This is a genomic window from Streptomyces misionensis, assembly GCF_900104815.1.
Taxonomy (GTDB): Bacteria; Actinomycetota; Actinomycetes; order Streptomycetales; family Streptomycetaceae; genus Streptomyces; species Streptomyces misionensis.
In genome coordinates this window covers 21,541-39,056 of the sequence record NZ_FNTD01000004.1, presented here as the reverse complement: position 1 = coordinate 39,056, position 17,516 = coordinate 21,541, and the positions used below count along the sequence as shown (strand labels likewise).

Annotated in this window: 17 protein-coding genes and 1 pseudogene; 11 read left to right on the top strand and 7 right to left on the bottom strand. The window is 72.0% G+C overall.

All coding sequences use genetic code 11. The annotated features are described in order from the left end of the window. Positions 1-233: 233 nt before the first annotated feature. The 4 genes from BLW85_RS01455 to BLW85_RS01440 are packed head-to-tail and all read left to right on the top strand — an operon-like array spanning position 234 to position 3,862. On the top strand, positions 234-638 hold the full coding sequence (locus BLW85_RS01455) for a GntR family transcriptional regulator (RefSeq protein ID WP_219014041.1): 405 nt from the start codon (positions 234-236) through the stop codon (positions 636-638). Beyond that, positions 635-1,594 (top strand): ATP-binding cassette domain-containing protein, encoded by a 960-nt coding sequence (locus tag BLW85_RS01450; RefSeq protein ID WP_074990155.1) that lies wholly within the window; start codon positions 635-637, stop codon positions 1,592-1,594. Before BLW85_RS01455 ends, BLW85_RS01450 begins: the two co-directional genes overlap by 4 nt. Further along, positions 1,591-2,586, top strand: a complete 996-nt coding sequence (locus BLW85_RS01445) for an ABC transporter permease subunit (RefSeq protein ID WP_074990154.1) — start codon at positions 1,591-1,593, stop codon at positions 2,584-2,586. The genes BLW85_RS01450 and BLW85_RS01445 overlap by 4 nt, the downstream gene beginning before the upstream one ends. Before the next feature lie 55 nt (positions 2,587-2,641). After that, positions 2,642-3,862 carry an acyltransferase family protein gene (locus BLW85_RS01440; RefSeq protein WP_074990153.1) on the top strand — a complete coding sequence of 407 codons (1,221 nt, stop codon included), beginning with the start codon at positions 2,642-2,644 and terminating at the stop codon, positions 3,860-3,862. Between the two features lie 175 nt (positions 3,863-4,037). Here the strand turns inward: BLW85_RS01440 and BLW85_RS01435 are convergent, their stop codons facing one another. Next, positions 4,038-4,961 (bottom strand): alpha/beta hydrolase, encoded by a 924-nt coding sequence (locus BLW85_RS01435; protein WP_074990152.1) that lies wholly within the window; start codon positions 4,959-4,961, stop codon positions 4,038-4,040. Positions 4,962-5,156: 195 nt separating this feature from the next. Here BLW85_RS01435 and BLW85_RS01430 point away from each other — a divergent pair, with 195 nt between their 5' ends. Together BLW85_RS01430 and BLW85_RS01425 are read left to right on the top strand one after the other, a co-directional pair. Beyond that, positions 5,157-6,005, top strand: a complete 849-nt coding sequence (locus BLW85_RS01430; protein ID WP_074990151.1) for a helix-turn-helix domain-containing protein — start codon at positions 5,157-5,159, stop codon at positions 6,003-6,005. Between the two features lie 346 nt (positions 6,006-6,351). Further along, positions 6,352-8,244, top strand: a complete 1,893-nt coding sequence (locus tag BLW85_RS01425; protein WP_074990150.1) for an arabinofuranosidase catalytic domain-containing protein — start codon at positions 6,352-6,354, stop codon at positions 8,242-8,244. Positions 8,245-8,393: 149 nt separating this feature from the next. On the opposite strand, the gene BLW85_RS01420 is transcribed toward BLW85_RS01425, so the two are convergent. The 4 genes from BLW85_RS01420 to BLW85_RS01405 all read right to left on the bottom strand — a co-directional run bounded on the left by BLW85_RS01420 (position 8,394) and on the right by BLW85_RS01405 (position 11,873). Beyond that, positions 8,394-9,461 (bottom strand): DUF2891 domain-containing protein, encoded by a 1,068-nt coding sequence (locus BLW85_RS01420; RefSeq protein WP_074990149.1) that lies wholly within the window; start codon positions 9,459-9,461, stop codon positions 8,394-8,396. Beyond that, the gene (pcp, locus tag BLW85_RS01415; RefSeq protein ID WP_074990148.1) at positions 9,461-10,111 is read right to left on the bottom strand and encodes a pyroglutamyl-peptidase I; all 651 of its coding nucleotides are present in this window, start codon (positions 10,109-10,111) and stop codon (positions 9,461-9,463) included. The genes BLW85_RS01420 and pcp overlap by 1 nt, the downstream gene beginning before the upstream one ends. 71 nt (positions 10,112-10,182) lie before the next feature. After that, positions 10,183-11,157, bottom strand: coding sequence for a DUF979 domain-containing protein (locus BLW85_RS01410; RefSeq protein WP_074990147.1), 975 nt, complete (start codon positions 11,155-11,157; stop codon positions 10,183-10,185). Next, positions 11,154-11,873, bottom strand: coding sequence for a DUF969 domain-containing protein (locus BLW85_RS01405; RefSeq protein ID WP_074990146.1), 720 nt, complete (start codon positions 11,871-11,873; stop codon positions 11,154-11,156). Before BLW85_RS01405 ends, BLW85_RS01410 begins: the two co-directional genes overlap by 4 nt. Before the next feature lie 187 nt (positions 11,874-12,060). On the opposite strand from BLW85_RS01405, the pseudogene BLW85_RS01400 reads away from it, so the two are divergent. From BLW85_RS01400 to BLW85_RS01390, 3 genes and pseudogenes are all read left to right on the top strand, one after another. Next, positions 12,061-12,179, top strand: a pseudogene (locus BLW85_RS01400) (LamB/YcsF family protein); the annotation flags it as partial. Positions 12,180-12,607: 428 nt separating this feature from the next. Then, the gene (locus BLW85_RS01395; protein WP_074990145.1) at positions 12,608-13,543 is read left to right on the top strand and encodes a class I SAM-dependent methyltransferase; all 936 of its coding nucleotides are present in this window, start codon (positions 12,608-12,610) and stop codon (positions 13,541-13,543) included. Then, on the top strand, positions 13,540-14,052 hold the full coding sequence (locus tag BLW85_RS01390) for a hypothetical protein (protein ID WP_074990144.1): 513 nt from the start codon (positions 13,540-13,542) through the stop codon (positions 14,050-14,052). The genes BLW85_RS01395 and BLW85_RS01390 overlap by 4 nt, the downstream gene beginning before the upstream one ends. Before the next feature lie 240 nt (positions 14,053-14,292). Here the strand turns inward: BLW85_RS01390 and BLW85_RS01385 are convergent, their stop codons facing one another. Beyond that, complete coding sequence (locus BLW85_RS01385) at positions 14,293-15,054, bottom strand: AraC family transcriptional regulator (protein WP_070027683.1); 762 nt, start codon at positions 15,052-15,054, stop codon at positions 14,293-14,295. Positions 15,055-15,174: 120 nt separating this feature from the next. Between BLW85_RS01385 and BLW85_RS01380 the strand changes: the two genes are divergently transcribed. Together BLW85_RS01380 and BLW85_RS40535 are read left to right on the top strand one after the other, a co-directional pair. Then, entirely contained in the window at positions 15,175-16,359 is a 1,185-nt protein-coding gene (locus BLW85_RS01380) for an MFS transporter (RefSeq protein WP_074990143.1), read from the top strand. A gap of 100 nt (positions 16,360-16,459) precedes the next feature. Then, positions 16,460-16,588, top strand: coding sequence for a hypothetical protein (locus tag BLW85_RS40535; protein ID WP_279628562.1), 129 nt, complete (start codon positions 16,460-16,462; stop codon positions 16,586-16,588). A 270-nt stretch (positions 16,589-16,858) separates the two neighbouring features. Here BLW85_RS40535 and BLW85_RS01375 read toward each other — a convergent pair whose 3' ends face one another. Beyond that, positions 16,859-17,500 carry a TetR/AcrR family transcriptional regulator gene (locus BLW85_RS01375; protein WP_074990142.1) on the bottom strand — a complete coding sequence of 214 codons (642 nt, stop codon included), beginning with the start codon at positions 17,498-17,500 and terminating at the stop codon, positions 16,859-16,861. Between the last annotated feature and the right edge of the window lie 16 nt (positions 17,501-17,516).

The window sequence follows — 17,516 nt, the reverse complement described above, 5'->3', positions numbered from 1 at the left end:
GTCTCACACGTGGTGCCTGCCGGACGCCGGTATGGGGGGCGGTGCGGGCCGGCGCGCCCTCGGCCTGGCTGGTGTCGGCTGCGGCAGGGCGCTCGCGCCGCGGGCGGGCGTCCCGGCAGTGGTCGTCGACCCGGCCGGGGGTGGGGCGAAGGCGCGATGACCCCGGTCCCGCGGTTTGACACCTCCCGAGGCAGTCACTACTTTCCCTAATCAATTAGGGAAAGGGTTACCTGATGAAGTACCAGCTGCGCAGATCCAGCGGCACCCCCGCCTATCAGCAGATCGTCGAGCAGACCGAACAGGCCTTGCGGCTGGGCATCCTGAAGCCCGGGGACAAGCTGCCCACCGCCCGCGAGGTGGTGGAGAGCGCCGTGGTGAACGGCAACACCGTGCTGAGGGCGTATCAGGAGCTCCAGCGACGGGGGCTGGTGGAGTCCAGGACCGGGCTGGGCACGTTCGTGGTGGGCACGCTCGGCAGCGCCGACCGGGTCGACGGCTCCGGTCTGCGGCAGGAGCTGGAGCAGTGGATGACCCGCGCCAGGGAGCACGGCCTGGAGCGGGAGGACGTCATGGCCCTGGTCATCTCCGTCGGGGACACCTGCTTCGCGGACCGGGCGCCCGAGGGGCGGGCGCGGTGACGACGCTCGCTGCGACCGCCGTTCAGGCGGAGGGGGTCGGGCTGCGCGCAGGGCGCGGCGGGCGGCGCGCGCAGCTCCTCACCGACTGCACCTTCCGCGTCCCGCGCGGCGCCGTGTGCGGAATCGTCGGCCCGAACGGCGCGGGCAAGAGCCTGCTGCTGTCGGCCGCGGCCGGGCTCATCCGGCCGGACGCGGGCCGGCTCACCGTGCTCGGACAGCGCGCCGGTGAGGACGCGTTGCTCGGCGAGGTCGCCTTCGTCGACCAGCACCGCCCCCTGTACCCGCGGATGCGGGTCGCCGACCTGCTGGCCATGGGCCGCGACCTCAACCCCCGCTGGGACCCCGAACGAGCCGAGGATCTATTGGAGTTGGGGCGGATCGCGCTCGGCAGCAGGGCCGGGTCGCTCTCCGGCGGCCAGCGCTCCCTGCTGGCGCTCGCCCTCGCGCGCGGCAAGCGGCCCCGGCTGCTGCTGCTCGACGAGCCGCTGAGCGATCTGGACCCGCTCGCGCGCCGAGCCGCCCTGGGCCTGTTGCTCGGCGACGTAGCGGAGGGCGGCGGCACGGTCCTGCTCTCCTCCCATGTGCTGGGTGACCTCGAAGAGGCCATCGACCACCTGCTCCTGATCGACGGCGGCCGGATCCGGCTGGCCGGCGAGCTGTCAGAGCTGCTCGCCGCGCACCGGCTCCTCGACCGGCTCGGCCTGCTGGAGTGCCAGGCGGGGCCGGCGCCGTGGCGGGTGCACCCCGTGGACCCGGTGGACGCCGAGCCGCGGCACCTCACGCTCGTACGCGTGGACCAGCGGACGCACACCGCGGCGGCCGACGCCGAGCTCCCCGGTCTGGAGGAGCTGGTGGTCTCCTACCTGCGCTCCCCCTCCGTGACGGGCTGGCTGGCCCCCGGCATGCGGCCCGGGCGCTACGGCGACGGGGGCGACAGCGGGACGGTGGCGGCATGACCGTGTCGTCCTTCCCGCAGGTCGTCCCGGTCCGGTTGCACCGGCCGGCCCTGCGCCCGAAGCCCGTGCGGTACCGGGCCCTGGTCCGGCTGAGCCTGCGGCGCCATCGCGGCGCCCTCGCCGCCCTGACCGTGTCGTCGGCGCTGCTGGCGGTGTGGGTGCTGCGCACAGCGCAGGACGTGGTGCGGGTCCGAGCCGAGCGCGCCGCGAACTCGTGCGCCGAAGCCCCCTATCTCCAGCGGTGCGACCTTACGGTCCAGCACGTCTCCGACACGCTCCAGGCCGTCCAGCACGCGCAGTTCGCCCTCGTGGTCGTACCCGCGCTCGCCGCGGCACTGCTCGGTGCGCCGCTGCTGGCCCAGGAGTACGAGCGCCGCACGCACCGGCTCCTGTGGACACAGTCGGTGCCCCGGCAGCGCTGGCTCACCGGCGAACTCCTCGTGCTGGGCGGCGCGTCCGCCGCGGTGGGCCTCGTCGCAGCCGCCCTCGGCACCCGTCTGCGAACGGTCACCTCGCCGGCGCTCACACACGACTCCTCGGCGTTCGCGGCTCTGCCGTACAACTCCTTCGGACCCGTTCTCGCGACGGCGACCGTACTGGCCTTCGCGATCGGGGTGCTGGCCGGGGAGCTGACCCGGCGCACGGTCCCGGCCGTGGTCTGCGCCCTGCTCGGCCACGCGGTCGTGCTGTCCCTGCTGACCTGGCTGCGCCGCTTCCTCCAGCCGACCCTCACCCGGTTCCCGCCGCACGGCTACGACCTTGCCCCCGACGACTGGCTGCTGCGGGACGGAGTGGTCACCGCCGACGGCCGTCGGCTGTCGTACGCCCAGTGCGGGTCCACGGGCTGCCCCGACGGCTCACGGGTCTTCGACGTCTACCACAGCGCGAGCCAGCTGTGGCCCATGCAGTGGACCCAGGCGGCGCTGACGGTGCCGTTGACCGCCCTGGCCCTCCTGCTCGTGTACCGGTCCATCCGGCGTCGCCGGCCGTGATCCGGCAGTCCCTCTTCCCCGTGCAGCAGACCCTCCGACGAAGGACGCCTCCACCATGTCCGTCTCCGCCGTACCGGCCCCGCCGACGGCCGCACCCAGAACGAGCAGGGCGGGCGGCGGCCGGCTCGCCGCCGTGGACGCGCTGCGGCTGCTCGCGGCGGCCGGGGTGGCCGCCTACCACTACCTCGGCACCCCCACCCCGCACTTCTGGGGCACGTACGACCTGACGCGCACCGCCCCCGTACTGCACCTGCTGAGCCGCTACGGATGGCTCGGGGTGGAGGCGTTCTTCCTGATCAGCGGGTTCGCCATCTGCATGAGCTGCTGGGGGCGCACCCCGGCGCAGTTCGCCGTGTCGCGGATCGCCCGGCTCTTCCCGCTCTACTGGACGGTCGTCCTCGCCATCGTCGTCGTCGCCTGGATCGCCCGGCTCGCCGGACAGCGGCCCGGAGCACCCGTCGACCTGCGCACCACCCTGGGCAACCTGACCATGCTGCCCGGGCCGCTCGGGCTGCGGACCACCGACGGGGTCGCCTGGACGCTGTGGGTCGAGGCCCGGTTCTATCTGCTGGTGGCCGTGCTGCTGCTGATCGGTCTCACCTACCGCCGCACGATCGCGTTCTGCCTGCTCTGGCTGACCTTCGCCGCCATCGGCCGCGAGCTGCACTCCAGCGTGATGGACGAGTTCCTGCTCACCCAGTACGCCGGGCTCTTCGTCGCGGGCATGGCGCTCTACCTGATGCACCGCTTCGGACCGAACCTGCTGCTGTGGCTGCTCACCGGATTCGCCTGGTGCTACACGCTGACCCTGCTGGGCGACCGGGTCGCCGAGCACACGGAACCGGCGGCCCGGGGCGGGACGCCCGGCTGGGGGATCTGCGCCGCCATCCTCACGGGGTTCCTGCTGCTGCTCGCCCTGTCCGGGCCCGGCCCGCTCGGCCGGCTGCGCTGGCGCGCGCTGGTCTACGCGGGCGCCCTGACCTACCCCTTCTACCTGGTCCACCAGAGCCTGGGCATACCGGTCGTGCGCGGTCTGCTCAAGGCGGTGCCCGCCCTGGGCCTGGTCCCGGCCATCGCCCTCGGACTGTGCTTCTCGCTCGCCCTGTCGGCCGCGCTCAACCACCTGGTGGACCGCAGACTCGGCGCGTGGCTGCGCCGCCGGCTCGCGTCCGACATCGGCATGACGGAGGACGACCCGCCGGAGCGCCCGGCCACCCCACCGGACCCGTCGGTACGTCAGCCGCCCGGTCGTACCGGGACGGTCTGCCGGCCGTAGGTGGTGTCGGTGCCCGGCCGGGACACGCGCCCCGCCTGCCCACGCTTCGGCACGATCTCCACCGGCCCGCCGCCCGGCCCGGACGGCAGGCGGACCGCGGCCGTTTGCTCCATGGCCCGCGGAGGGGTGCGCGGACCGTACGTCCTTGAGGTCCTTACCCGCCGCGGAGCGCTCGTCAGCCGGTGGTGAGGTGGGTGGTGTAGAAGTCGGTGAGCTTGTCGATGGCGGGGTCGACGTATTCCTTCCTGTCGTAGAGGTCGACGTGGCTGGCGCCCTTGATCCAGTGGATCTCCTTGGGACCGGTGGCGCGCTGGTGGGCCTCGACGGCCATCCAGGCGGTGACGGCGCGCTCGCCGATGATCTGGAGGATCGGGCGGGGGCCGATCAGCGGGATGGCGAAGAACGCGTCGTGGCAGGCCATCTTGTCGATGCTCTCCCAGGCGAGGGTCTTCGCGGAGCGTTCGTGCCGGCCGCGCGGGGTGCAGTAGTACTCGAAGCCTTCGACGCCGTGCCGGCCGCCGAGCGCGCGGGCCTGCTCGGCGGTCTCCGGGAACACGGTCATCGCGCCGGGGTCCTCGCCGCGTGCGGCGGAGCTTCGGGCCGCGGCGGCAGCGTCCAGCAGGGCCTGGAAGACCGCCGGGTCCTGGGTGCCGTCGGCGCCGAGACGGAACTGGCGGGCGGGTTCGGCGGTGGACACGGTGGCCACGGCCTTGACGCGGCGGTCGCCGCCGGTGGCGGCCAGCGAGTACCCTCCGGAGGCACAGATGCCCAGCAGCCCGATGCGGTCGGCGTCGACGTCGGTGCGGGTGGTGAGGTGGGAGACGGCGGCTTTGAAGTCCTCCACCCGCTGCGCGGGGTCCTCCAGACCACGGGGCAGGCCGCCGGACTCGCCCTGGTACGCGGCGTCGAAGGCGAGAGTGACGAAGCCACGCTCGGCCATCCGCCGCGCGTACGTACCGGCGGCCTGTTCCTTCACGCCGGTGCCGGGGTGACCGACCACGAGCGCCGGCCGCGGGCCCGACGCCGGCGCGTCGGGGGTGTAGAGGTGGCCGGCGAGCGGGATGCCGGCGCTGTCGAAGCTGACGGTGGTCCGGGCCATGGGGCACTCTCCCTGAGAGGTGACGACGTCTCGTGACGCACCGGCGCGGCGGCCTCGGGGCCCGCACCCTGCCGGGCACACATCCACGGTGCGCCGGCCTCCGCACGAGCGGGAGAGCCAGGTTTCTGCCCGGGAAAGAACTTGCCCCCCTCGCACAGGTGCGGTGGCCGTCGCGGTGCGATGACACTGAGGGGCATGACTGCAGACTCCGACTCCCGGGCGCTGGGCGCCTTCCTCAAGGCCCGAAGGGCCCAGTTGACACCGGGGGAGTGCGGCCTTCCCGAGACGGACTCCGCCCGCAAGGTCGCCGGACTGCGCCGGGAGGAGGCAGCCCGGATCGCCGCGATCAGCGTCGACTACTACACACGACTGGAACAGGGCCGCGTCCGGGCATCGGTACCGGTGCTGACCACTCTGGCCCGCGCCCTGCGCCTCGACGAGGACCAGCAGCGATACCTCTACGAACTCGCCGGCCGGAGCGACGCCCACCCGCGTCGCCGCCGGCCCGCCCAACGCCTGCGTCCGGCCATGCGCCGTCTGCTCGACCAGCTCACCGAGACCCCTGCGCTCGTCCTCGGCAAACGCCTGGACATCCTGGCCTGGAACCCCGCGGCCGTAGCCCTCTACACCGACTTCGCCGCCCTCCCCGCGAACCGGCGCAACTACATGCGGCTGCTGTTCACGAACCCGGTGGTCAGGCAACTGCACCGGGAATGGGCCCATGACGCCCGGGAAGCCGTCGCCGCGCTGCGCATGGAGGCCGCGGCCGACCCCGACGATCCCGACCTCGCCCAGCTCGTCGGCGAACTGTCCGTCCAGGACCCCGACTTCCGCGCCTGGTGGGCCGAACACCGTGTCAGCAGCGCCAGTTACGGCACCAAGCACTACCGCCACCACCTGGTGGGCGACCTCACCCTCGACTGCGACACCTGGACCAGCCCCGACGGCTCCGGACAGCGCCTGATGATCCTGACCGCCGAACCCGGCAGCCCCTCCCACGACGCCCTCGGCATCCTCATCCCGACGCGTCCGGTGGCGTCGTAGCTGCCGGGCTCGAGGCGGAATTCACCGAGGGCGGCCCGTCGCCGCAGGGCCGAAACCGAGCGAACAGCTCCCCCCAGGGCCTGGTACCCGCCGGGCCCTGGAGGGCTGTGAGGGATGCCCGGGAATGGTCCGCACCAAGCCCGACAAGTCGCCGAATCGAGCCCCGGGCCAACAGAACACAACAGTTTCGGACGCGTTACCGGCAGTTGAGGAAAGTGAAGCAACAAATATTGACGCGTTCGATCGGTGCGCGTAACTTCCCGCGAAGGTGCCGAGCGGCGCGAATTCGGCCCTCGCATCGGCAGGTTGAGCTCCATTCCCCTCCCCACAGCCACGGGAGCACACCATGCGCAGAGCACACACCACCGCCGCGCGGGGAATCCCGCGCCTCGTCACGAGATCAGCGGTCCTTCCTCTCCGGCACGTGCTGTCCGCCGTGGCCGCCCTCGGCCTCGTCCTCGGCGTGCTGATCGCCTTCCCCGCCGTCTCCCAGGCGGCCGGATCGCTGCCGTGCGACATCTACGGCGCGGCCGGCACCCCCTGCGTCGCCGCGCACAGCACCACACGCGCCCTGCTGTCCTCCTACAACGGCCCCCTCTACCAGGTCACACGTGCCTCCGACGGAGCCCGCGCCGACATCGGACTGCTGGCCCCCGGCGGCTACGCCAACGCCGCCCAGCAGGACGTGTTCTGTCAGAACACCACCTGCCGCATCACCAAGGTCTACGACCAGACCTCCCGCCACAACGACCTCACCCCCGGCCCGGCCGGCACCTCCGGCATGGGCGCCGACCGCGGCGCCGACGCCGGCGAGATCGCGGTGACCGCCGGCGGCCACAAGGTCTACGGCATCTGGATCTCGCCGGGCGTCGGCTACCGCTACACCGGCGTGGCCTCCGGTGTCGCCGTCAACGGCCAGCCCGAGGGCGCCTACATGGTGGCCTCCGGCACCCACGTCGGCTCCGACTGCTGCTTCGACTACGGCAACGCCGAGAGCACCCCGGCCGACACCGGAAACGGCCACATGGACGCCGTCTCCATCGCCACCACGTGCTACTTCGCACCGTGCACCGGCTCCGGACCATGGGTCGAGGCCGACCTGGAGAACGGCATGTTCCAGGGCGACAACGGCTCCAACACCGCCAACCGAGGCAACAACAGCCCGTTCGTCACGGCCGTGCTGAAGAACGACGGACAGACGAAGTACGCCCTCAAGGGCGGCAACTCCCAGACCGGCGCACTGACAACCTGGTGGGACGGCGGACTGCCCACCCGCGGCGGCTACAAGCCCATGCACCAGGAGGGCGGCATCATCCTGGGCACCGGCGGTGACAACAGCAACTGGAACCGGGGCACCTTCTTCGAGGGCGTCATGGTCTCCGGCTACCCGAGCGACGCCGCCGAGAACGCCGTCCAGGCCGACATCGTCTCCGTCGGCTACGCGGGCGAAACCGACGTGCCCAACGGCCCCCAGGGCACCGTCACCGGACCGGGCGGCAAGTGCGTGGACGCCGCCGCCGACGACACCGGCGTCAACGGCACCGCCGTGCAGCTGTGGGACTGCCAGACCTGGGCCGAGGACCAGCACTGGCAGCACAACGCCGACGGCTCCCTGAGCACCATCGGCCGCTGCCTGGACATCGAGGGCAACGGCACCGCCAACGGCGCCAAGGTCGAGCTGTGGGACTGCAACGGCGTCGGCGGTCAGAAGTGGGTGCAGCAGGCCGACGGCTCGCTGCGCAACCCCCAGTCGGGCCGCTGCCTGGACTCGCCGAGCGGCGCGACCGCCAACGGCACCCGGCTGCAGATCTGGGACTGCAACGGCTCGACGGCACAGAAGTTCTCCGTCAACGGCGGCGCCCCGGTCGCCGCGCCCGGCGGCAAGTGCCTCGACGTGGCCGCCGACGACAGCGGCTCCAACGGCAGCGCCGTACAGCTGTGGGACTGCCAGTCCTACGCCGTCGACCAGCACTGGTACCACAACGCGAACGGCTCGCTGCGCTCGCTCGGCCGCTGCCTGGACGTCAACGGCAACGGCACCGCCAACGGCACCGAGGTCGAGCTGTGGGACTGCAACGGCGTCGGCGGCCAGAACTGGCAGCAACGCTCGGACGGTTCCCTGTTCAACCCCCAGTCGGGCCGGTGCCTGGACTCGCCCGACGGCGCGACCGCCAACGGCACCCGGCTGCGCATCTGGGACTGCAACGGCTCGGCAGCACAGCGGTTCACGCTGACCTGACCCGACGTCAGTAAAGGTGGGGGTTCGGGGCCGGGCCGAGTCCGTACGTCCGTCGCCCGCAACATGACCGGGCAGCCGCGCACCCCCGCCACCAGGCCGTTGCAGCCACGGGTCCGCCCCCACGGCTGATGCCTCGTTGTGCTACGCGATCAACGTTCCCGCCGGCCGTCGAGGGCGCGTGGCCGTGAGACAGGACTGAGCCCCCAACTGGGGTCCGGCACGTCGAGCGCCAGCACGGCGAAGGTCGCCAGCCAGTGGTCGGTGGTGAAGTCGCCGCGTTCCACGGCGGGCAGTCCCGCGGCGAGGTGCGCGCTCGCCGCCTCGGCCAGGCGGCTGCGGACCGGGCCGGCCGGCAGCGCCCCGGCGATCGACCGCAGCGCGGCGGCCCTGCTCAGGGTGAGACCCAGCAGGTGACCGATCTGCGGATCGGCGTGGTCGGAGACGACAGGCACGTCCAGGAGCGGGCAGGGCGCGCCGGAACGCAGCGCGGGCAGGAAACGGTCGAGCCACTGCGCGAACCGCTCCCCGTCGAGCACCCGGCGCATCGCGTCGGCCTCGCTCAGCGCGGGCGACAGGAAGTCCTGGCCCGACGGCTCCCAGTGCACGGGAGCGTCGTGGTCGTCGGCGAACCAGGCCATCAGGCGCTCCCGCACGGCCTCGGTCGTCGTGGCGGACAGTTCCCCGGCGTCCAGGAGGAGACCGAGCGCGAAGGCGCTGTTGGGGTGGTTTCCGTGGCGCACCGGATAGGTGGCCTTCGGCAGCCAGACGGCCAGCAGCCGGTCGACGGCGGCGACGGCAGGTGCCAGCGCCTCGCTCCAGCGTGCGCCGGCGGCGCCCCCGTACGCCCGGCACTCGGCGGCGAGTGCGACCAGCCACGCCCAGCCGTACGGCCGCTCGAAGGAGGGCCGCTCCAGGAGGTAGGCGGCTTCGACGGCGAGGGCGTCCGGGGTGAGGTGCCGGTCGAGCACCTCGGTGAACGCCGCCGTCCCGGCGAGCGCGGGCGTCGCCCCGTGGCGGCGCAGCATGCGCACGAGCAGCCAGTGCATGTGGACCGAGGAGTGCCAGTCGTAGGCACCGTAGAAGGCCGGGTGCAGGGTGCTCGGCCGCACGTCCTCTCCGGCCGAGGTGACCAGGTGGGCGGGGAAGTTGGGGTACTCGCGGGTGATGTTGGCGAGGGCGAGCCGGGCGAAGGGTGTCGCGTAGGAGGCGAGCGGCATCAGTGGGTGGCCCCCTCGGTGGTCTTGAGGTCCTGGCCCGCCGGAGTGGTGGCGGCGGCGACGAGCAGGGCGCGCAGGCCGCGGGCGACGGTGGCGGGCTCCAGGGCCGGGGCGGTGCCGTCGGTGACCTGCTCCGGTGCCCAGGGAACGTGTACAAAACCGCCGCGGACGTGCGGGAACTCGGTGGCGATCAGGTGGCCGAGGCCGTAGGCCACGTGGTTGCAGACGAAGGTCCCGGCGGTGTGGGATACGGCGGCTGGGACCCCGGCCGCGCGCACGGCGGCGACGCAGGCCTTGACGGGCAGCGAGGAGAAGTAGGCGGCGGGGCCGCCGGGCACGACCGGTTCGTCCACCGGCTGGGCGCCGTCGTTGTCGGGGATGCGGGCGTCGTCGAGGTTGATGCCGACGCGTTCGACGGTGACGGCCGGCCGGCCGCCCGCCTGGCCCAGGCAGAGGACCAGGTCGGGGGCGCAGGCGCGGACGGCGTCCCGCAGCGCGCCGAGGGAAGTGGCGAAGACGCAGGGGAGTTCGGCGGCGGTGACCGTGAGCCCGGCGGGCGGCTCGCCGGCCAGGAGGGAGGCCGCCTGCCAGGAGGGGTTCACTGTCTCGCCGCCGAAGGGGGCGAAGCCGGTGACGAGCACACGGGTCATGGGACTTCCTTCACGGGAATCGACGGTGGAACGGGCTGGGCACGGGCGGCGCGCGGGGTCGGCCGGGCGGCTCAGAAGGCGAAGACCGCCATGATCACGGTGCAGCAGGCCAGGAGCGGCAGTGCCGTCGGGATCTGCGCCTTGATCGGCCCGTACTGGTCCTTCAGTTCGAGCAGGGTGGCCGGGACGATGTTGAAGTTGGCGGCCATCGGCGTGCACAGCGTGCCGGCGAAACCGGCCAGCATGCCGATGGCGAGGACGGCGGCCTCGTTGCCGTGCATCTGCTCGATCAGGACGGGCCAGCCGATCGCCGCGGTCATCACGGGGAAGGCGGCGAACGCGTTGCCCATGATCACTGTGAACAGGAACATGCCGACGCAGTACGCGATGACCGCGAGGTACTTCGAGTTGTCCGGCAGCACCTCGTCGACGATCTTGCCGACCTGGGTGCCGACCCCGGCCAGCGCGAAGATCGACCCGAGGACGGCGAGGAGTTGGGGCAGCAGCAGCGCGGAGCCCATCGCCTCCAGCATGGAGCGGCCGGAGTGCAGCGGCACGGAGAGCTTCTTCTCACCCGTGACGAGCATGCCGACGACGAGGGCGACGACGCATCCGACGCCGAGGCCGATCAGCGTGGCCTTGCCCGTCTCGAACAGCCCGGAGTCGTCGAGCACGGAGGCGCACACGATCGCGACCAGCGGGATCGTCAGGGCCGGGATGAATATCCGGCTGCCCAGCCGGGCCGCGGAGGCCTCGCGCTGCTCGGCGGTGGTGGTCACCGGGACGCCCTTGCCGAGGAAGTTGAACCCGGCGAGCACGATCAGCACGAGGACCGCCACACCGAGCGGTTCGGCGGGCAGGGTCCAGCCGCCGTTGTGCGCCTCACCGTTGGCGACGCCGGTACCGTAGGGGAAGGTGAGGCCGAGCAGCCCCCAGAACGCCGCGGACGTCCACCGCTTCGGATTGCTGCGGTCGGCCGCCATCTGCACGGCCATGACCACGAAGACGAGGCCCACCAGCCAGTAGAGCCATTCGACCTTGATCACTTGGCGGTTCCCTTCGGCAGCGGCAGGTCGTGCTCCGCGGCGGCGAGCGCCATCTCGCGCTCCAGTTTCCGGTCCAGGAGCAGCAGACGTGCGCCGTGGATGAGGAAGGCGCAGACGGCGAGCGGAATCGCCCACAGCGCCAGCTGGGTCGGTTCGAGTTCCTGGTGGTACGTCGAGTTGACGAAACCGGTGATCAGGAGGATCGAGCCGATCGCGATGAAGCAGTCCTCACCGAAGAAGACACCGACGGTGTCCGCCGAGGCCGCGTAGGAGCGCACCTTCTCACGCAGACGCTCGGGCAGCGCCGCGCCCGTGGTCCGTTCGGCCGCCGCCTCGGCCATGGGCGCGACGAGCGGCCGCACGGTCTGCGCGGGACCGCCGATGCTGTTGAGGCCGAAGGCCGCCGTGACCTGCCGGACCATCAGGTAGACGGTGAGGAAGCGGCCGGCGCTGAGGCTGCCGAGACGGCCTATGAGGTTGCGGGCCTGCTCACGCAGGCCGTAGCGCTCCAAGAGGCCGATCACGGGGAGCACGATGGCGAAGACGGTGACCGAGCGGCTGTCGGCGAAGGACCGGCCGAAGGCCGCGAGGACCTCCTGCGGGTTCAACCTGCCGAGCAGTCCGGTGACGATCCCGGCGACGCCCACGACCAGGACGGGATTGCGGCGTGTGACGAAGCCGAGGATCACCACGACCACACCGAGGAGAACGATCATGCGCGGCCTTCTTCAGGCGTTGGGGACAGGGCGCCCCGCGGGAGCGGAGCCGGGCTTCCGGTTCCAGGGGGATGCAGGGACCCTAGGTGATCGTTGAACGATTGAACAAGGGGTGAATTCAGGTCGCCGCCCCCGGACTTCACGGGGCCCCTTGTCGGATCATTCAACAACCACCTACTTTCGAGGCGTGATCGATCTCGACGCGGACCCTTCGGTGAAGGCTTCGGACGCTGGGCCCTCAACGACGACGACGCCCTCCTGCCGGTCGTCACCAGCGCCAACGTCGCCTTCGGATTCCACGTCGGCGGCTGACGCCGACTCAGGCGACACCATCAGGAGTCTTGACGCCAACAGCCCTGCCGCCGCCATGGTGGCCGCAGCTCGCCGGCGAGTCTCAGGTGTCTCCAGAGGAGCGACTATGGCGCTCGGGACCGAAGTCACCGAACGGGATGATTGTGGTCGAGGCGGCCGAGATGATCGGCCAGTCGGAGGTCAGCGAGTGTGCCCGGCACCACGCGATCTGGAGAGCGACGCGATCGCCCACGCCGAGGCAAGGGACGTGTGCTTTCGACTCGATGCCCTCCGAGGAGTACCACGTTGACGGGCAGCCAACGGCCTGATCTCGGGTGACTCATGACTTGGGGCGGAGGACGCACGTTCCGGGAGGCCGTGGACACCTCACGGCAGGGGCGGAACCGGCCGCTCGGCTGGGGGAGGCCGTAGGGTTCTGGCTCGTGGACCAGCTTGAGATTTCCGACCTGATCACCGCCGTGGATCCACGCGGCGGTCACCGGCTCCCGGTCCGGCGTGCCGACGTGATCCGCCAGCTTCGCGAGAGCGGGGACAAGCGCGCGGCCCGCATCGTCGCCGGGCTGCCCGTGGACCAGGACGGCGTCCTCGACCCGCACGCCGTGGACCGCCTGCTCATCGGCGTGCACACCGAACTCCAGCGTCTGAGCGAGGAACTGAGGGTCGGTGAACGGCTGGTCCACCTGCTCGGCCCGCTCCTCACCGCGATCCGGGAGACCACCAGGCAGTCCGGGCCGTGCCGCCTGGTCGACGTCGGTTGCGGCCTGGGCTACCTGATCCGCCATTTGGTGTCCACCCACGCCCTCGGCGCGGACGTGGAACTGGTCGGGGTCGATCTCGACGCCACGCTGGTCGGCGAGGCGAACCGCCTTGCCCGGGCCGAGGGGCTCGACTGCCGTTTCATCCACGGAAACGCCTTCGACCTGCCGGAGGCCGCGACCGTCTACGTCTCCACCGGCGTGCTGCACCATTTCCGTGGTCCCGCCCTGGCCGAGTTCTTCCACGCCCAGGCCGCCTCACCGGCATACGCCTTCTGCCACTTCGACATCGTCGCGACCCCTCTCGCACCCATCGGCGCCTGGGTGTTCCACCGTGCCCGGATGCGCAACCGGCTCGGCCGCCACGACGGCGTCGTCTCGGCACGGCGCGCGCAGAGCGACGAGACACTGCTGCGCGCCGCCGCGGTACCCGGCATCCGCGCGCTGCTCTACGAGCCGCGCGGTGCGGTGAACCCGTTCTGCACCACACTGCGCCCGATCATCGGGGTCCGCCCGCACCTGGAGGCGCCGCTTCGCCGAGCCCTCGGCCGGGAAGAACGCCGCATGGTCGGCCCGGAGCACCTCGCCGGGGCCACCCGGTGACGCCCGCCATACCGTTGGCGCTCCTCGGCCTCACCGACGCGGCGTTCAGCGGCTTCCGCGCCTATGCCGGCACCGACGCCCGGATCCGCAAACAGCGGGCCGCCGCCCGAGCCGCCCTGCGCGGGCTGGCCGCCGGAGCCGTCCTGCTCCTCACCCCCACGCTGACCGCCGTCCTTCTGCTGCTGACCACATGCGACCGGGCACGGACCTACGACACGCTGAGCGCCGGCGGGCGCGGCTACCTGCTCCCGCTCGCCGTCTACGCCGCCGCCGTACTGCTGTCGCTCGCCGCCTACTTCGCCCTGCCGTTCCGCGGCAGCACCCTCGCGATGGTTGTCGGCCTCGGCCCCTTGACCCTGCTGCGCCCGCTCGCCGTCGTCGCCGCCTGCCTCGGCTCGGTCCTCAACGGCGGCGGTGGGCCGGGCCTGCTGGTCGGAACGACCGCGGGGGCGGCCGTGCTGTGCGCCGAACCCGCGGTGCACCGACGCTGGTACCACCACGTGCAGTAGGAGGTCCTCGATGCCGTTGTGCGGTCGCCGCGAGCATCGCGGCGATGGACGACAACCGGTGCCGGCCACCGGTGTCACCGGACGGGAGGCGCTGGGGTGGCACGGGTGACCGAAGGCCGGCGTGCTCGGCGACCAGGCGGAGCGTTCGGTTGCCCCAGCCTCCGAGCGGCAGGGGCGGGCCCGGCCCGCCGCAGCGGTCGACTTCCCCGTCACTCCGCTCGACGCGCAGCCCGACGGCGGTCACCGGGCCCGTGAGGCTTCCGCTCGGTAGGCGCCCGGGGTGGTGCCGATGCTCTGGGCGAAGGTGTGGACAAAGGCGCTGGTGGTCGCCCAGCCGCAGGCGTGGGCGGTGTCGGTGACGGCAGCGCCTTCGGCGAGCATGACGAGCGCGTTGAAGAGGCGCACGCGGGTGCGCCACTGCGGGTAGCTCAGGCCGAACTCGTCGCGGAACAAGCGTGAGAGCGTGCGTTCGCTGGTGTGGATGCGGGTGGCGAGCTGAGCGAGGGTGTAGGGCCGGCGCAGGTCGTTCTCGACGACGCGGCAGGCATCGGCGAGGCGGCGGTCGTGGGCGGCGGGCAGGGCCACGGGCTGAGCGGTGATGCGTCGCAGCCGGTCGCGGAGCACCGCTTCGATGTGCCGGGTCTCCGTCGCTGCCAGCGGGGTGCCGGTCAGCGCGATGAGAAGTTCCCGGACCAGGGGGTCCACGGCGATCACCGTCGGGCGCTCGCTGTCGAGCAGGGGTGCCCTACCGCGGGCGGGGAAGCCGACGGTGTGGAAGCGGCTTCGTCCGTAGAAGCGGTGTTCGTGCCAGGTGTTCGCGGGGATCCACAGGGCGCGGTCGTCGGAGGCGATCCACGATCCGTGTTCGGTGGTGATCGCGAGGACGCCGGAGCTGACGTAGATGAGCTGGTGGTCGTCATGTCGGTGCCGGTCGATGGTGTCGCCCCCACCACGGCACTGTGTGCTGGTCGGTGCGATCGGCTGGTGGCGGATCTGCGACATACCTCGGCAGAATACGGGAAGCACGCACGGGGTGCTCGCCGCCATGGTGGACCGGTGACATCGATCCAGGAGACAAGCGATCCCCGTGAGGCCGAGACCCCGTCGGGGCACTGGCGCCGGATGCGGGTCTGGGCCAGTGCCCACGCCGTCGACGACTTCTACCAGGGCCTGGTGCCCGCCGCGGTTCCGTACTTCGTGCTGGAACGTGACTTCAGCTACGTGCAGGCGTCCGGGCTCGCGCTGGCCGCGACGCTGGGCAGTGCGTTGCCGCAGGTGCCGATCGGGCTGCTGGCCGACCGGTACCGGATGCGGTGGATGTCGCCGCTGGGCGTCAGCCTGGCGGGGATCGGGGCGGGCCTGTCCGGGCTCGTGTCCTCCTACCCGGTGGTGTTCGCGCTTCTGCTGCTGGCGGGTGCGGGTGTGGCGATGTTCCATCCGCCGGCGGGGCGCGATGCGCGCCGTGCGGCCGGGGGGAGCGCCACCGCGATGAGCTACTTCGCCGCGGGCGGGAGCGTCGGCTTCTTCGTCGCCCCGGCGCTGGTCACACCCGCGCTCGACAACTTCGGGATGGGCGCGACGGCGCTGTTCGTCCCGCCGGCCGTCCTCATGGGTTTCATCCTGCTGCGCCACCATCACCGGAGCGCCGCCCCGGTGGCGCGGAAGGTGCAGCACCAGGGCGTGGACCGGCCTGGCCTCTTCGCGGCACTGACGGCTGTCGAGGTGGTGCGCTCCACCGTCTCGACCGGGCTGAACACGTTCATCTCGCTGTACTGGATCCGGCATCTGGAGGCCGGCAGCGGGCTCGGCGGTACCGCCTTGACCCTCGAACTCGGCGGTGGCGTGCTCGGCACCCTGCTCGGGGGCCGGCTCGCCGACCGCATGGGCATGGTCCGCACCGTGCAGATCGGGAACGCGGCCATGTTGCCCGCCCTGTGGCTCATGCTGATCTGCGACGACAGGTACTACGCGCTGCCGCTGGCGCTGCTGGTCGGCCTGATCTCGAACATCCCCTTCGCGGTACTGATCAAGCTCGGCCAGGACTACCTGCCCAGCCGCCCCGGCACGGCGGCCGGCGTGACGCTCGGCCTCGCCGTGAGTGCCGGCGGGCTGTTCATGCCGCTGCTGGGCAGCGTCGCCACCCACCACGGCCCCCGCGGCGCGCTCATGGTACTGGCCACCGTGCCGGTCCTCGCCGTCCTGCTCTCCACCGCGTTGCGCGAGCCCGCCCACCACGGAACCGAACCCGTCGAGCACGCCCGGTCCTCGCCTGAGTCCGTCGAGGACGCCCCTCCCGCGACCACATGATCCCGGCACCCCCTGCTGTGGACGGGACCGGTTCCGGCGTCCCGCGTGGTGAGCTTCAGCGGGCTCATTCGTCGTTTCTCGTCGTGGGGGAGGAAGCGAGATGGGCGGGGGCGCCGAGGGCGAGCAGGGCGGTGTCGTCGAGGCCGTCGCCGAAACTGTCCAGCAGGCCGGTAAGGGCGACGATCTGGACGGCTACCCGCTCGGTTGCGGGGTCGGCGACCGTTCATGACGGCGGGGACGGTGACCCTCCGTGGCTCTGTCACCAAAAAGTGATCCAGAACCAGCATTTCGTCTTCAGGAGACGCCGACGTGATCCTCACGTGGTTGCCGTGCAACACGGGGCGGCTGCCTCACCGTTCCCCCCAGCCGGCTCTGGCCACCGCCAACGGTGTCCGTCGGCAAAGTGACTCCGAGGATGGCCTGCGTGCCGTCCGAAGCCCGAGCGGGCAGCCGCGCGTCGACTCGCCCCGACCCCGTGGCAGCAGAGCAGCGCGTCCCCTCAGACTCCGCCGCTGGACAGAACAGCGAATGCCTCGTGCAGGAGGTGGGTGAAGTCCTCGACCGAGGGGGGCGGCCCGGTCGGTGCGTTGTCGCGGGTGGTGAAGTCGATCAGGGCGCTGCGTACGGCGGCGACCGAGGCGCGGGCCAGGACGGAGATGTGCAGGGCGGGGGTGCGGGCCGGTTCGTCCGGTGACCGGTGTGCGAGACGGTCGGCGAGTGCTTCGGCGATGCCGTCCTCGAAGCCGGCGAGCACGCTGGTGCGCCGCGCGCCGGTGGACAGGGCGCGGGGCGGTGCGCCGACGAAGAGGATGCCCAAGCCGCCGTCGAGGCCCTCGGCCGCGGCGAGCAGGCCGTTGAGGACGGCGGTGTAGGGCGGCTCGCTCGCCGGGCGGCCGGCGATCTCCTTCACGAGCAGCGGAATGAAGTCGAGGATCTCGGCGAAGACCAGGTCCTCTTTCGAGGGGAAGTAACGGAAGAAGGTGCGTTCGGTCACGCCGGCCGCCGCCGCGATGTCCTTGACCGTCGTCTCCTGGTAGCCGCGCTCCGCGAACATCTGGGTGGCCGCACGCAGCAAGCTGCCGCGCGTGGCGGCCTTTTTCCGGTCCCGCCTGCCCATCTCCTGCATGCTCTGCTCCTCCACGCGTTCATCCTGGCAC